Origin of the sequence: Halopseudomonas maritima (assembly GCF_021545785.1) — a bacterium.
GTDB lineage: Bacteria > Pseudomonadota > Gammaproteobacteria > Pseudomonadales > Pseudomonadaceae > Halopseudomonas > Halopseudomonas maritima.
The window spans coordinates 3,168,687-3,182,517 of record NZ_CP079801.1; the positions used below are offsets into that span (position 1 = coordinate 3,168,687).

The 13,831-nt window shown below is 60.2% G+C and carries 11 protein-coding genes; all 11 read left to right on the forward strand.

The genetic code is table 11. The annotated features are described in order from the left end of the window. The 11 genes from HV822_RS14675 to fliE all read left to right on the forward strand — a co-directional run bounded on the left by HV822_RS14675 (window position 1) and on the right by fliE (window position 13,819). Window positions 1–4,320 carry a glycosyltransferase gene (locus HV822_RS14675; protein WP_238870896.1) on the forward strand — a complete coding sequence of 1,440 codons (4,320 nt, stop codon included), beginning with the start codon at window positions 1–3 and terminating at the stop codon, window positions 4,318–4,320. Window positions 4,321–4,574: 254 nt separating this feature from the next. Beyond that, the gene (locus HV822_RS14680) at window positions 4,575–5,777 is read left to right on the forward strand and encodes a flagellin (protein WP_238870897.1); all 1,203 of its coding nucleotides are present in this window, start codon (window positions 4,575–4,577) and stop codon (window positions 5,775–5,777) included. Between the two features lie 72 nt (window positions 5,778–5,849). Continuing rightward, window positions 5,850–6,251, forward strand: a complete 402-nt coding sequence (locus HV822_RS14685) for a flagellar protein FlaG (protein ID WP_238870898.1) — start codon at window positions 5,850–5,852, stop codon at window positions 6,249–6,251. A 100-nt stretch (window positions 6,252–6,351) separates the two neighbouring features. Then, window positions 6,352–7,806: a flagellar filament capping protein FliD gene (gene fliD, locus HV822_RS14690; RefSeq protein WP_238870899.1), complete on the forward strand. Its 1,455-nt coding sequence runs from the start codon at window positions 6,352–6,354 to the stop codon at window positions 7,804–7,806. A gap of 4 nt (window positions 7,807–7,810) precedes the next feature. After that, window positions 7,811–8,179: a flagellar export chaperone FliS gene (gene fliS, locus HV822_RS14695; RefSeq protein WP_238870900.1), complete on the forward strand. Its 369-nt coding sequence runs from the start codon at window positions 7,811–7,813 to the stop codon at window positions 8,177–8,179. Between the two features lie 119 nt (window positions 8,180–8,298). Next, window positions 8,299–8,682 carry a flagellar export chaperone FliS gene (gene fliS / locus HV822_RS14700; RefSeq protein WP_238870901.1) on the forward strand — a complete coding sequence of 128 codons (384 nt, stop codon included), beginning with the start codon at window positions 8,299–8,301 and terminating at the stop codon, window positions 8,680–8,682. Window positions 8,683–8,693: 11 nt separating this feature from the next. After that, complete coding sequence (locus HV822_RS14705; RefSeq protein ID WP_238870902.1) at window positions 8,694–8,990, forward strand: flagellar protein FliT; 297 nt, start codon at window positions 8,694–8,696, stop codon at window positions 8,988–8,990. 158 nt (window positions 8,991–9,148) lie between these two features. Next, window positions 9,149–10,618, forward strand: a complete 1,470-nt coding sequence (locus tag HV822_RS14710) for a sigma-54 dependent transcriptional regulator (RefSeq protein WP_238870903.1) — start codon at window positions 9,149–9,151, stop codon at window positions 10,616–10,618. Window positions 10,619–10,728: 110 nt separating this feature from the next. Next, entirely contained in the window at window positions 10,729–11,946 is a 1,218-nt protein-coding gene (locus tag HV822_RS14715) for a sensor histidine kinase (protein ID WP_238870904.1), read from the forward strand. A 3-nt stretch (window positions 11,947–11,949) separates the two neighbouring features. Continuing rightward, window positions 11,950–13,347: a sigma-54-dependent transcriptional regulator gene (locus HV822_RS14720; protein WP_238870905.1), complete on the forward strand. Its 1,398-nt coding sequence runs from the start codon at window positions 11,950–11,952 to the stop codon at window positions 13,345–13,347. Window positions 13,348–13,486: 139 nt separating this feature from the next. After that, a complete protein-coding gene (fliE, locus tag HV822_RS14725; RefSeq protein WP_238870906.1) occupies window positions 13,487–13,819 on the forward strand; it encodes a flagellar hook-basal body complex protein FliE in 333 nt (110 codons plus the stop codon). Window positions 13,820–13,831: the final 12 nt, after the last annotated feature.

Below are 13,831 nucleotides of genomic sequence, written 5' to 3' on the forward strand. Positions count from 1 at the left end.
ATGCACGTTGAAACCCCTGTAGCAGTCTCCGTTGTTGTCATGTCTTACAACAACGCCCGTTTCATTGGCGAGACCATCGAGTCGGTGCTGTCCCAGCAGGATGTGGCGCTGGAGCTGATCATCGTGGATGACTGTTCCAGCGACGACTCCCTTGAGGTAGTGCGGCGCTACCAGTCAGACCCTCGGCTGGTGCTGGAGGTCAACGCTGAAAACCTGGGCCAGACTGGCAACTTCAATAAATGCGTCCGGTGCGGCACCGGCCGCTATGTCGTGGTGTTGGGGTCTGACGATATTCTCTATCCTGGCCACTTGAGCGCACTGGTCGAGGCGCTGGACGCCGACCCCAAGTTATCGCTGGCCTATACCCAGTGCACCTGGATCGACGAGGCCGGCAAGGTCCTGCAGCATATTGACCATCGCGGGCATCCTGCGCGCTCCTACTCGGGTGGACGCGATGAGGTCGTTGACCTGCTGACCTTCGACAACTACATCACCCCGTCTACGGTCATGCTGCGGCGGAGCATGCTGGATGACATGCGTCTGTCTGAGGGCGTGTATGCCCAGGAAGGCATGCTGGCAGGGGATTGGGAGCTGTGGATCAGGGTGGCGCGCCATAATCCTGATTTTGCCTTCGTACGGCGTGCGTCGGTTGGTTACCGTATTCATGGCAATCAGGTGTCCCAAGACTTTTATCGCTCGGAGCGGCCGCTGTGGGAGCACCTGCATATTCTCGAGCTAAACCTCGCAGACCCGCAGGTCAAGCCGCGTCTGCAAGCTGCCGCCGAGCGGGTGTGGGCATTGGTAGAGGGACGCATGTCGCGCTTCTCGGCCGAGGTGCTCAATAAGTACCGGGACGATATCGATCGGGTGCGTGGCCAGCTGTTTGGTTTCTCAGTCGCCGCCGACACCGACCGCTGCCTGTTCTCGATCATCCTCACTACTTACAACCGGCCGGCGATGCTGCTGGATGCGCTGCGCAGCGTAGCGGCTCAGACCTTGCGTGACTTTGAGGTTATTCTGGTCAACGACCACGGCGAGCCGGTAGAGGCCTTGCTCAAGGGCTTCGACTTTCCGCTCACCTATCTGTATCAGGGGCGCAATCAAGGGCTGTCGGCTGCGCGCAACGCCGGCCTGGCGTTGGCTCGGGGCCGTTACGTCTGCTATCTGGACGACGATGACTTTTATGCGCCGCAGCATCTGGAAACGCTGGCCGGCGCCTTTGAAGACGCTGGTGATGCCGTTGTTTACACGGATGTCGAGACTGTCACCGAGCGCGTGGAAGACGGCGCACGAGTCGAGCTGTCCCGGCAAACGCCGCTCCGGCCCGAGCAGTACGACCGTGAGCAGCTGTTCATTTACAACTACATCCCCGTCAACACCTGGGCTCACCCGCGCGCTCTGCTGCAAGGCGTTGGGCAGTTCGATACTGGGCTGACGGCCTTTGAGGACTGGGATCTGTTGCTGCGTCTGGCGGCGCGCTACCCGCTGGTCCATGTCCCCAAGGTTACCGCCGAGGTGCGTACCCGTGAGGGGGGGAGTGCCGGCGACGACCATATGCTTGGTCGCGAGCGTGAACGCTTTGCCTCGCTGTATCAGGAAATGTATCGGCGCCATTCCGACTTGGGCAGCGAACGGGTGCGCAAGGGCAGAGCTGTCCAGTTGCGCAGCCTGGGTGTGGTCGCCAAGGGTGACCCAACGCCGGTGCGCACCTGGCTGTCGGCGCGCAAGCTGACCGCGTCGCAGCAGCGCCTGGCCAACGACTACGTGATGGCGCACCGCGACGATGGCGCGCGCTTGACCGTGATACTGCTGGATCTGGCGGGCGATGCAGCTCTGCGTCAGCAGTCGCTGGACTCGCTTGTCGTGCAGGTCGACGCCGGCAATATCGACATGCAGGTGATGAGCGTCGATGCCGCACCCGCAGCGTCGACCATGCCCTGGACCCATTGTTCCGCGCAAGGCTGGCCGGCTCAGCTCAATGCGCTGCTGGCCCAGCTGGACGGCGACTGGGTGATGTTGCTGCGGGCAGGGGAGGAACTGGTCAGCAGCGGGCTGCAGATGCTGTCCCTAGAGCTGCTGGCCAACCCCGATTGCCGCGCCATTTTTGCCGATGCGCTGTTCCGTCAGGACGGTAGCGACTACGGCGTTGCGCTGCGCCCTGACTTTAACCTCGACTATCTGCTCAGCTTTCCGCGTGGGCTATCGGCCAACTGGCTATTCCGGCGTGAAGCGCTGTTGGCTTTGGGCGGCTTTGCCGAGGATGCAGACGAGATCATCGAGCTGGACGCCATTCTCCGCCTGATCAATCAGCAAGGCGCCATCGGGCTGGGGCACGTGGCTGAGCCGCTGGTGCTCAGTGACGCGCCGGTGCTCAGTGACTCGGCTGCCGAACGTGCCGCTGTGTTGCGTCACGTGCAGGCGCGTGGCTACGAGCACGCGCAGGTGCAGGCGGTCAGGCCCGGCCAGTATCGCGTTGATTACGGCCATGTTGAGCTGCCGTTGGTCTCGGTGGTGGTTATCGTGCAGGATCAGATGGCTGCCGCGCAACGCTGTGTCATGAGTCTGCTGGAGCAGACCCGTTATCCGAATTATGAAATTTTGCTGATCGACAACGCCAGTGAGCAGGCTGCCACTCGTGAGTGGTTGCAGTCGGTAGAAGGTATGGGCAGCGAGCGGCTCAAGGTGCTGCGTACGCCCGAGTGCCTGACCTACAGCGAGCTGTGCAACCAGGCAGCACTGAACAGTCAGGGCGATTACCTGTTGCTGCTGCGCGCTGAGGTAGCGGTGTTGGATTCCCATTGGCTGGATGCCCTGATGAACCACGCGCTGCGCCCCGAGGTCGGGGCGGTAGGGCCGCGTCTGGTCGACTCTGAAGGCCAGATTACCCATGCGGGCCTGGTCCTCGGCTTGCGCGGGCCAGCGTCGAGTCCCTTTGTCGGTGAGTCGTCCGATGCGCCCGGTTATATGCAGCGCTTGCAGGTAGACCAGAACCCCAGTGCCCTTGGCGATGCCTGTCTGTTGGTGCGTAAATCCGTCTACGTTGATCTGGGTGGGTTGGATGCGGGCGCCTTGGATGGCCAGGCGGCGGTGATCGATTTTTGCCTGCGCTTGGCCGACAGCGGTCATCTGCTGGTCTGGACACCGTCAGCGACGCTGCTGCATGCCCGAGAGCAGGGTGGTATGGCGGTAGAGGTCGAGGATGCACTCTATCAGCGCTGGCTGCCCCGTCTGGCGCGCGATGCTGCCTACAACGCTAACTTCTCTCTGGTGCGAAAGGGCGGCTTTCAGCTGACCGATCCGCAGATTTCCTGGCGTCCGCTGGATATCTGGCGCCCCCAGCCGGTTGTGCTGGCGCATCCTGCCGACGTGTTCGGTTGCGGACACTATCGCGTCATTCAGCCGTTTAACGCGCTGAGTGAGGCGGGACTGGTGGATGGGGCACTCTCTCAGGGGTTGATGCATGCGGTGGATCTGGAGCGTTATTCGCCAGATGTGGTCATCCTGCAGCGCCAGATTGGCGACGAGCGGCTGGAAGCCATGCGCCGCATGAAGGCGTTTTCATCGGCCTTCAAGGTCTATGAGCTGGACGACTATTTGCCCAACCTGCCGATGAAGAGTGCCCATCGCAGTAAGATGCCGAAGGACATCGTACGCTCACTCAAGCGCGGCCTGTCGCTGGTGGACCGCTTTGTGGTGTCCACCGAGCCGCTGGCCGAAGCACTCAGCGGTTACCATCCGGATATCCGGGTCGTACATAACCGGCTTGACCCGCGCTGGTGGGGCCAGCTGCCAGTATCACAGCGCGGGCAGTCACGTAAGCCCAGAGTGGGCTGGGCCGGGGGCTCCAGCCACACCGGAGACCTGGAGCTGATTCTGGATGTGGTCAAAGAGCTGGCCGCTGAGGTGGAGTGGGTGTTTTTTGGCATGTGTCCCGACAGCCTGCGCCCTTATGTCCACGAGTTTCATCCGGGTGTTGCGATCAACCGGTATCCACGCAAACTGGCTGAGCTGAATCTGGACCTTGCACTGGCGCCGGTCGAAGAAAACCTTTTCAACGAGTGCAAGAGCAACCTGCGCCTGCTTGAGTACGGCGCCTGCGGTTATCCCGTGGTCTGCTCTGACGTGCGCTGCTACGTCGGGGAGCTACCGGTGACGCGAGTGAAGAACCGCTACCGTGACTGGGTGGATGCCATTCGCATGCATTTGTCTGACCCTGAAGCGTCTGCTGCGCAGGGCAAGGCGCTGCAGCAGGTGGTACGTGACGGCTGGATGCTGGATGAGCAGGGGCTGGTTGCCTGGCAACAAGGGTGGCTGCCCTGAGCCGCTCGTGGGCGACGAACGGTCACTAAAGGATTTTTGCCTGAGGTCGATAACTGAACCATGGCTGGCGGGGGTGCCAGCGCAGCCATAGCTGACCGGAAGAATTCGCCAGAGAAAAAATGAATTTCCTCCTAAAGCTTTCGGACAAGGTGTCGATACAGTAATCGAATGCGAACTCAATGGGTGCCTGGGCAGGTCCGGCCCACGAGTCGCAAGCTCAGGCAAACATTTTCAGGTCCTTTGGAGGCAATACCATGGCCCTTACAGTCAACACAAACACAGCTTCTCTGAACGCTCAGCGCAACCTGAACGGTTCGTCCAACGCGCTGGCTACCTCTCTGGAACGTCTGTCTTCCGGCTCTCAAATCAACAGCGCCAAAGATGACGCTGCTGGTCTGCAGATCGCCAACCGTCTGACCAGCCAGGTCAACGGCCTGGGCGTTGCGACCAAGAACGCAAACAACGGTATCTCCATCGCTCAGACTGCTGAAGGCGCTCTGCAGGAGTCCACTAACATTCTGCAGCGCATGCGTGACCTGGCTCTGCAAGCTGCCAACGGTTCTAACAGCGAGAGCGAGCGTGACGCACTGAACTCGGAAGTGACTCAGCTGAAGAAAGAGCTGGATCGTATCGCCAACACCACTGCTTTCGGTGGCAAGAAACTGTTCGACGGCAGCTTCGGTACTGAAACCTTCCAGGTTGGTAGTGCTGCTAACGAAGCGATCAGCGTCAAGCTGGACGAAGTGAGCACCAAGGAACTGAAGAGCGACTCCATCAGCTCGGGTACCATTGCTGCTCAAGCCGCTGCTGGCGGTTCTTCCGGCGCTGTGGCAGTAACCTTCACTGTCGCCTCCGGTAGTGCAGACGGTACTGACCGCGTGTTCACCATCAGCGCTGAGTTTGATGACGACGCGACTGCCGCTGAACAGACTCAGCTGCTGGCCACCGTAATCAACGATGCCAACATGGGCGTGGGTGCCTTCGTACAGGACGACGGTTCTATCTCGGTTGTAACCGACGCTGACGTGGGTACTGCCAAAGGTGAGCTGTCCTTCGCATTCGGTAGCGGTGCCACTGTCGACGCCGCAGAGACTGCTGCTGGCTCTGCCAGTGACGTGGCGCTGTCTAGTGTCACCACTGACAACACCGTCAAGGACATTGATATCAGCAACGCCAAGACGGCTCAGGAAGCGGTCTACATCATCGACGAAGCCATCGCCTCCATCGATGCCCAGCGTGCAGACCTCGGTGCGATCCAGAACCGCTTTGAGTCCACCATCGCCAACCTGCAGAACGTGTCCGAAAACGCCTCCGCCGCCCGCGGCCGGATCCAAGACACTGACTACGCGGCTGAAACTGCAAACCTGACCAAGAACCAGATCCTGCAGCAGGCAGGTACTGCGATCCTGGCCCAGGCCAACCAGCTGCCCCAGGCCGTTCTCAGCCTCTTGGGCTAAGATCGGAACAGGGGTAACATGCGGGGGGAGGGCTAGCCTTCCCCCCGCTTTGTCCGTTGCGAGGTAAGCACCATGGAAATGGGTGTAATCAAACCGTTTGAAGTAACGCGCTCCGTATCGAATGCCGGGGCGGTGGAAGCGGGCGTCAGCAGCCAAGCTGGCAAGCAGACGGAAGCTGCGCAAGAAGGTACATCAGCCCAGGCAGTCGCCTCCCAGACCCGCGATGCTGTTCAGCAGCCGGCAGAGGTTGAGCGCGAACAGCTGCAGGCTGCGGTGTCGGATATTCAAGATTTTGTCCAGTCGGTACGTCGAGACATCAATTTTGCACTTGATGACGATAGCGGCCGGGTGGTTATCAACGTAACCGAGGCGAGCAGTGGCGATGTGATTCGCCAGATCCCCTCGGAAGAGGCGCTGCGACTGGCCGAGAATCTGACGGAAATTCGCAGTGTTTTGTTTGAGGCAGAGGCCTGACACTCTGCTGCCGGTTTTGCTGGCATGTAACTTGCCTGATTAGACCGGAATACCCCTTTCGGCAGGCGAACCGTCAAAAAACGGTCGCGAGGTAAGCATCATGGCTATTACAGGTATTGGTTCGGGTCTTGATATCAGCTCCATCGTCACGGCGCTGGTCGAGGCCGATGGTGCGCCAAAGAGTGCACAGCTGACTCGGCTCGAAAGCAGCACAACCGCCAAGTTTACGGCGTTGGGCAGCTTTCGCAGTGCCCTCTCCACCTTTCAGGGGGTGCTGGAGAAGTTGAACAGCGCTGACCTCTATGAAAAGCGCAGCGCCACCTCCGGTGATAGCAAAACCTTCAGTGTAACGGCCGATAGTGCGGCGTCAGTAGGTAGCTACGATGTTCAGGTGTTTAACCTGGCGCAGAGCAGCAAGGTGGCGTTACGCGGCCAATCCAGCGCAACCGACGCCATCGGTACCGGCACCCTGACCATCTCTGCCGGAGATACCTCTCTTGATATCGAGGTGAGCGAGGCCAACAACAGCCTCGCGGGCATCCGTGATGCGATTAACGCCAAAAGTGCCGACAGCGGCATTACCGCCACGGTGGTCAGTGACCCCAGCGGTGGCGGTGGTTCACGGCTGGTGCTGAGTTCCAACGAGACCGGCACAGGCAACGACATCAGTGTTGCGGTCACCACCGATGCCAGCGACACCGGCGACCTCGGAGTGCTGGCTTATACACCGCCGGCTACCACCGACTATGAGCCGACCGAGGTTGACCCGCTGGATCCGCTTGCTCCGCGGGTGATCTCCTACGCACGCGACGCAAATCTTTCGATCGACGGCCTGTCTATCAGCAGCGCCAGTAACTCGATCTCCGATGCTATCGACGGCGTTACGCTGACGCTGAAAGCCGCGCAAACTCAGGAAGCGATAGACGCTGGTACGAGCGTCAAGCTGAGTGTTGGCTTGGACAAGTCTGGCGTGCGTACCTCCTTGCAGTCGTTTGTCGATGGCTACAACGCGATGATGAAAACCATCAACTCGTTGACCTCTGTGACCGCTGTCGGAGGGGACGATGGCGAGCCTCTGGCTGCGGCGCTGGTTGGTGATGCATCGGTCCGCTCCGTCGTGTCGGCGCTGCGCACGGAAATGTCCAGCGTAGCCAGTGGCGATATTCGTATTCTTGCGGACCTGGGCATCACCACCCAGAGTGACGGTACGCTGGCAATCGATAGCGACAAGCTCGATGATGCACTGGACAACAACTTTGATGCTCTGAGCAACTTTCTCTCAGGTGAGAACGGCTTGATGGGTCGCCTGGATGCCAAGCTTGAGCCATACACCAAGAGTGGTGGCATCATCGAGGGGCGAACCACCTCGTTGCAGAACACCCTGTCCGGCATTGATGAGCAGCGCGAGCGGCTCGAGGCGCGGTTGAGCAGCATGGAGACACGCCTACTGGCGCAATTCAATGCGATGGACTCACTCGTGGCCAACCTGTCGAGCACCAGCACTTATCTGGCCAGCCAGTTGGCAAATCTGCCTGGCGTCGTGAAGGAGTCCTGAACCCGTGGCAAACCCGATTGATACCTACAAAAAGGTCAACATTTCTCAGGAAGTGTCGCAGTACCGCGCTGTACAGCTGTTGCTTAACGGCGCGATAGAGCGCGTCAAGTTGGCTCGGCATGCCCAGGAAACCGGCAACTCCGAGCGCCGCGGCGTAGCCGTGAGCAGTACCATCAGCATCATTGGTGCATTGCAAGCGTCGCTGGATAAGGATCTGGGTGGCGAGATTGCCGAGAATCTGGATGCCCTGTATGACTACATGACCCTCAAGCTTGCCGGTGTGGCGCTGGATGATACCCCGCGCTCGCTGGATGAGGTGCAGAGCTTGCTGACTGAGATCAAAGAGGCGTGGGACGCTATTGAGCCGGCGTGAACGCGAATCGAAAGCTCGAAAGAACCGGCCTGGCGCCGGTTTTTTCATTTCTAACCTTTAGCTTTTGGCTGCGATGCCGATAACCGAGTCATGTACCACTTGCATGCAGGATATGTCCGATGAACGCTTACGCCGCGATGAAGCAGTACCAGACCGTCAACGTCAATGCGCAGGTCAGCGAAGCTGACCCCCATCGGTTGATCCAGATGCTGATGGAAGGTGGGTTGCAGCGGGTCGCCCAGGCCAAGGGGGCGATGCAGCACGGCAACATCGGGTTAAAGGGCGAGCAGATTGGCAAGGCCGTCGCCATCCTTGGCGGCTTGCGTGAAGCATTGGATCATCAGCAAGGCGGAGAAGTGGCAGGCAACCTGGATAGCCTTTATGCTTTCATGCAACAACGCCTGAGTGAGGCGAACCTGAAGAACGATGCAGCCATGCTCGATGAAGTGAGCGAGCTGCTGCGCGAAATCAAGGCCGGTTGGGACGGCATCCGCCAAGCGTGAGGAAATCAGTCATGGCTAATGCCGTAGAGCAATTGCAAGCAACCCACACATCGTTGATCGAGGCCGTCAAGGCCGGCGACTGGCAGCAGGTCGGTGAATTGGATCGCCTGTGTCGCCAGCATGTTCATCAGGCGATGCAGGATCCGCAGCGCGATGACCAGCAGGTGGCGGTTGCGCTGGAGAACCTGAGCGAGACCTATCGGGAGGTTGTTGCCCTGTGCCAGGCGGTGCAGGGTAAGCTGGCTGAAGAGCTCCAGGGGCTGCAGCGGGGACGTCAGGGCGCCAAGGTGTATCAGATGTTCAATTGAGTCTATTTCCGGCAGAATATTATCGCCGGAAATGGTGCGCCAACTATTTGACTCGTCTGCTGTTTCTGACTACATTTAGACCCACCTTAAAAAATATGGCGTAGCGCCAGTATTCGCTGCTGTCATCCTTGCCTGCCAACAGGAACGCTTCCCCGTCTATGCTGCCTAACAGCCACATCTTGTTGATCGACGACTCCGTTCAGGGGCGCCACGATCTGGGCGTTATTCTGTCCTTTCTCGGGGAAGACGCCATCATTGCCGATAGCGAAGGATGGCAGAGTGCCGTCGATGCTGCAGTTGAGTCCTCAAGCTATATTCGTTGCGTGATCCTGGGCCACTGTGCTTTGGAGCAGGGGCTGCCAGCGTTGTTGGGGCAGTTGGACAAGTGGGATGCAAACCTGCCGGTTATCCTGCTTGATCCCGAGCAGTCGACGCACTGGCCGGACCATCTAAAGCAGCGTTTGCTGGCCGTGTTTGAGCCGCCGTTGAGTTACAACCACCTGCTGGATGCCTTGCATCGAGCGCAGGTGTACCGTGAGGTGTTTGAAGAGAACAGCAACCGCCAGCGGCAGCGTGAGCCTAACCTGTTCCGCAGTCTGGTGGGTACCAGCCGGCCGATTCATGCGGTGCGCCAGATGATGCAGCAGGTGGCCGATACCGAAGCGACGGTGCTGATTCTGGGTGAGTCTGGCACCGGCAAGGAAGTGGTCGCTCGTAACCTGCATTACCACTCGCGCCGCAAGGATGCGCCCTTTGTGCCGGTCAATTGCGGTGCGATTCCGGCTGAACTGCTGGAAAGTGAGTTGTTCGGCCACGAGAAGGGTGCCTTCACCGGCGCCATCACCAGTCGTGCAGGTCGCTTCGAGTTGGCTCAGGGCGGCACTCTGTTTCTGGACGAAATAGGCGATATGCCGCTGCCCATGCAGGTCAAGCTGCTGCGCGTGCTGCAGGAGCGTACCTTCGAGCGTGTCGGCAGCAACAAGGTCCAGAGCGCCGACGTACGTGTCATTGCGGCCACCCACAAGAATCTCGAACAGATGATCGAGCAGGGCGGTTTCCGCGAGGATCTGTATTACCGTCTGAATGTCTTCCCCATCGATATGCCGGCGATGCGCGAGCGTATTGAAGATCTGCCGCTGCTGCTGAATGAGCTGATCACGCGGATGGAAAACGAGAAGCGCGGTTCCATTCGCTTCAGTACGTCGGCCATCCTCTCGCTTTGTCAGCACGACTGGCCGGGTAATGTGCGGGAGCTGGCCAACCTGGTGGAGCGCATGGCAATCATGCATCCGCACGGCGTGATTGGCGTGGGTGAGCTGCCGCGCAAGTTCCGCTATGTCGAAGATGATCAGGATGATCTGCGCCAACTGCGCGACGCCGAGGATGAGCGAGGTGACGCTTTCAGTGGTTTGGTGGGGCTGGACAGCCCGGCGTTCCTGCCGCCGGAAGGGTTGGACTTGAAAGAGTATCTCGGCGGTCTGGAGCAGACGCTGATTCAGCAGGCGCTGGATGAGTGCAACGGCGTTGTCGCTCGTGCGGCTGAGCGGTTGCGTATTCGCCGGACTACCCTGGTCGAGAAAATGCGAAAGTACGGCCTGAATCGCGGTTCAGACGCGTCAGAAGACTGACGCGGTTCTGCTTTTTTGTTTTCAAGCTATTGAAAATAAAGAGTTATTTTTTGTGGCACGATGATTGCTGAGTATCCCCTGACTGTTATTTGTAACTCAGGGGATGCCCGATGGCTGCCAAGGCTCACTTCAATCCGAACGCTGATCAGCACGCGCCCGCCGTAGCTGAAGGGGATCAGGCTGCCTTGCAGGCGGCCTTTGAGCGCTTTCAGGGTATGTCCGAGCAGCTTGGCGCATCCCATGCCTTGCTGGAGCGGCAGGTAGCGCAACTTAAGCGCCAACTGGCCGACGCTCAGGCCCAGCGCAGTCGTGAATTGGCCGAGAAGGCACGCTTGGCGGGCAGGTTGCAGAACGTGCTTAATCTGCTGCCCGGTGGGGTGATTATTCTGGATGGGCGTGGTGTGGTGCGTGAGGCAAATCCGGCGGCGCGGGCTCTGCTGGGCGAGCCGTTGGAGGGCCAGCTGTGGCGTGACCTGATCCAGCAGCGCTTTGCGCCGCGGGATGATGATTACCACGAAGTCTCGCTGCGTACCGGCCGCCGGGTGTCGCTGGCAACCCGCTCGCTGGAAGGTGAGCCCGGCCAGCTGATCCTGATTAACGATCTGACCGAAACCCGCCAGTTGCAAAGCGAATTGGCGCGTAATGAGCGCTTGTCCGCCCTGGGGCGCATGGTCGCCTCGTTGGCGCATCAGATTCGTACGCCGCTGGCGTCTGCCTTGCTGTATGCCGAACATCTGACCGACGCCCAACTGCCTGCTGCCCATCGCACTCGTTTCTCTGAGCGTCTGCAGGGGCGCTTGCATAGCATCGAACACCAGATTCGCGACATGCTGCAGTTCGCCAAGGGTGACCTGCCGATTGAGGACACGCTGCCGGTTTCCATTTTTATGGAATGGTTGCAACTGCAGGCCGATAGCGTCATTGCCAGTCGTGGCGGTGCTTGCCGTTGGGTAAACCTGCTGCCGGCGGACGCCATGCTGCGCTGTAATCGCGACACCCTGGTCGGCGCTGTTCTGAACCTGATCGAGAACGCCCTGCAGGCCGGAATGCCCGCGCCACGCCTTAAGGTGGTGGCGCGCCAGCTTGAAGGGCAGTTAAGCCTGTGTGTGGTGGATGCCGGGCAGGGCATGAATGCCGAGCAACTGGCGCGCATTGGCGAGCCCTTCCATACCAGTAAGCCGCAAGGCACCGGCCTGGGGGTGGCCGTGGTCAAGTCCGTGGTCAAGGCACATGGCGGCGCGTTTTATCTGCGCAGCAAGGCCGGCTGGGGTACCTGCGCTGAAATGTTGCTGCCGCTGCGGGCGCTGCCGACAACCGGGGAGGTGTAGGTGATGACGAGCGCTGCTGGGCGTATTCTGCTGGTTGAGGACGACGACGCGCTGCGTGAAGCCCTTGCCGACACCCTAATGCTGGGCGGCTATGACTACCTGGAGGCGGCCGACGCTGAGTCGGCGCTGCAGCTGCTGCGCCGAGAGAGCGTCAGTATGGTGGTCAGTGATGTCAACATGCCCGGTATGGATGGTCATGCGCTGCTGCGCACGCTGCGTAGCCAATACCCGCAGCTGCCGGTCTTGCTGATGACGGCCTATGGCACGGTGGAGCAGGCTGTCACAGCGATGCGCGATGGTGCAGCAGACTATCTGGTTAAACCCTTTGCGCCCAAGGCGTTGCTGGAGTTGATTGCCCAGCATGCTCTGGGCCGACTGGCGCCAGCGGCCGACGGCCCGGTGGCGGTGGAGCCGGCCAGTGTACAGTTGCTCGAATTAGCGGCGCGGGTAGCCGGTAGCGACTCCACCGTGCTGGTATCAGGTGAGTCAGGCACCGGTAAGGAGGTGCTGGCACGCTACATTCACCAGCGCTCGCCGCGTGCCGGTCAGCCTTTTATCGCCATCAATTGCGCGGCCATTCCAGAGAATATGCTGGAGGCTACCTTGTTCGGTCACGAGAAGGGCGCCTTTACCGGTGCTGTGGCGGCGCAGCCAGGCAAGTTTGAGCAGGCCAACGGCGGTACGCTGCTGCTGGATGAGATTTCCGAAATGCCGCTGGCCCTGCAGGCCAAGCTGTTGCGGGTATTGCAGGAGCGTGAGGTCGAGCGTGTTGGTGGGCGCAAGCTGATTCAGCTGGATATCCGTGTGATTGCTACCACCAACCGGGATTTGCTCGGCGAGGTGGCTGCTGGGCGCTTCCGTGAAGATCTTTACTACCGGCTGGGGGTCTTCCCGCTGCAGTGGCAGGCGCTGCGCGAGCGGCCGGCGGATATTTTGCCGTTGGCAGAGCGGCTGTTGAGCAAGCATTGTCGCAAGATGAACTTGGCCGCTGTCAGTTTTTCGTCGGCCGCCGCTCAGGCACTGCAGGCGCATCCTTGGCCGGGCAACGTGCGCGAGCTGGATAACGCCGTTCAACGCGCCCTGGTGCTGCAGCAGGGCGGTACTATTGAACCGGTTGACCTGTGCCTGGAAGGCTTTATCGGGGCTGCGGCGGTGCGGTCGGCGCCGATGCCTGCTGCCTCTGCGCCGGCAGCTGAGGCGCAAACGGTCGCCGGCGAGCTGGGGGCGGGCGTGCGTCAGCGCGAATTCCAGCTGATTATCGAGGTGCTGCGCGCTGAGCGTGGCCGACGTAAGGAAGCCGCCGAGCGCTTGGGTATCAGCCCGCGCACGCTACGCTATAAGCTGGCCCAGATGCGCGATGCCGGCCTGGACGTTGAAGGCAGCCTGTTCGCGGGTGTTTGAGTCCTCTGGCCTTTCAGTCGGCGCAGCCCTGCGCCGGCTGTTGTTTCCCTTCATACAGCCCCTGCTGTTGGCACCAATCTTGCTGAATACCCTGTAAAGCGATAGTAGCCGTCAACATTTGGACGGTGGGGAGGCAACGATGACTCAGGGTGTGGAATTCAATCGACTGATGCTGCAAATGCGCACCATGCAGATGGAGGCCATGGGCAAGCCACAGCCGGCGCAAGCGGCCGAGCCCAGTGTCAACGGCCCAGGCTTTGACGATTTGCTCAAGCAGGCGGTCGACCGGGTCAATGAACTGCAAAAGACGACCTCCGAGTTGCAGACTGGTTACGAGCGCGGGGTTGAGGGTATCGATCTGACCGAGGTGATGATCGCCTCGCAAAAGTCGTCGGTCGCCTTTCAGGCCATGACCCAGGTGCGCAACAAGATGGTTGCGGCCTACGAAGACATCATGAAAATGGCAATCTAGGCCTGACCCTCC

Excerpts from the sequence above, each read along its gene's own strand:
- HV822_RS14675 (WP_238870896.1), top strand. The coding sequence starts at position 1 with ATGCACGTTGAAACCCCTGTAGCAGTCTCCGTTGTTGTCATGTCTTAC.
- HV822_RS14680 (WP_238870897.1), top strand. The coding sequence starts at position 4,575 with ATGGCCCTTACAGTCAACACAAACACAGCTTCTCTGAACGCTCAGCGC.
- HV822_RS14685 (WP_238870898.1), top strand. The coding sequence starts at position 5,850 with ATGGAAATGGGTGTAATCAAACCGTTTGAAGTAACGCGCTCCGTATCG.
- fliD (WP_238870899.1), top strand. The coding sequence starts at position 6,352 with ATGGCTATTACAGGTATTGGTTCGGGTCTTGATATCAGCTCCATCGTC.
- fliS (WP_238870901.1), top strand. The coding sequence starts at position 8,299 with ATGAACGCTTACGCCGCGATGAAGCAGTACCAGACCGTCAACGTCAAT.
- HV822_RS14705 (WP_238870902.1), top strand. The coding sequence starts at position 8,694 with ATGGCTAATGCCGTAGAGCAATTGCAAGCAACCCACACATCGTTGATC.
- HV822_RS14710 (WP_238870903.1), top strand. The coding sequence starts at position 9,149 with ATGCTGCCTAACAGCCACATCTTGTTGATCGACGACTCCGTTCAGGGG.
- HV822_RS14715 (WP_238870904.1), top strand. The coding sequence starts at position 10,729 with ATGGCTGCCAAGGCTCACTTCAATCCGAACGCTGATCAGCACGCGCCC.
- HV822_RS14720 (WP_238870905.1), top strand. The coding sequence starts at position 11,950 with ATGACGAGCGCTGCTGGGCGTATTCTGCTGGTTGAGGACGACGACGCG.
- fliE (WP_238870906.1), top strand. The coding sequence starts at position 13,487 with ATGACTCAGGGTGTGGAATTCAATCGACTGATGCTGCAAATGCGCACC.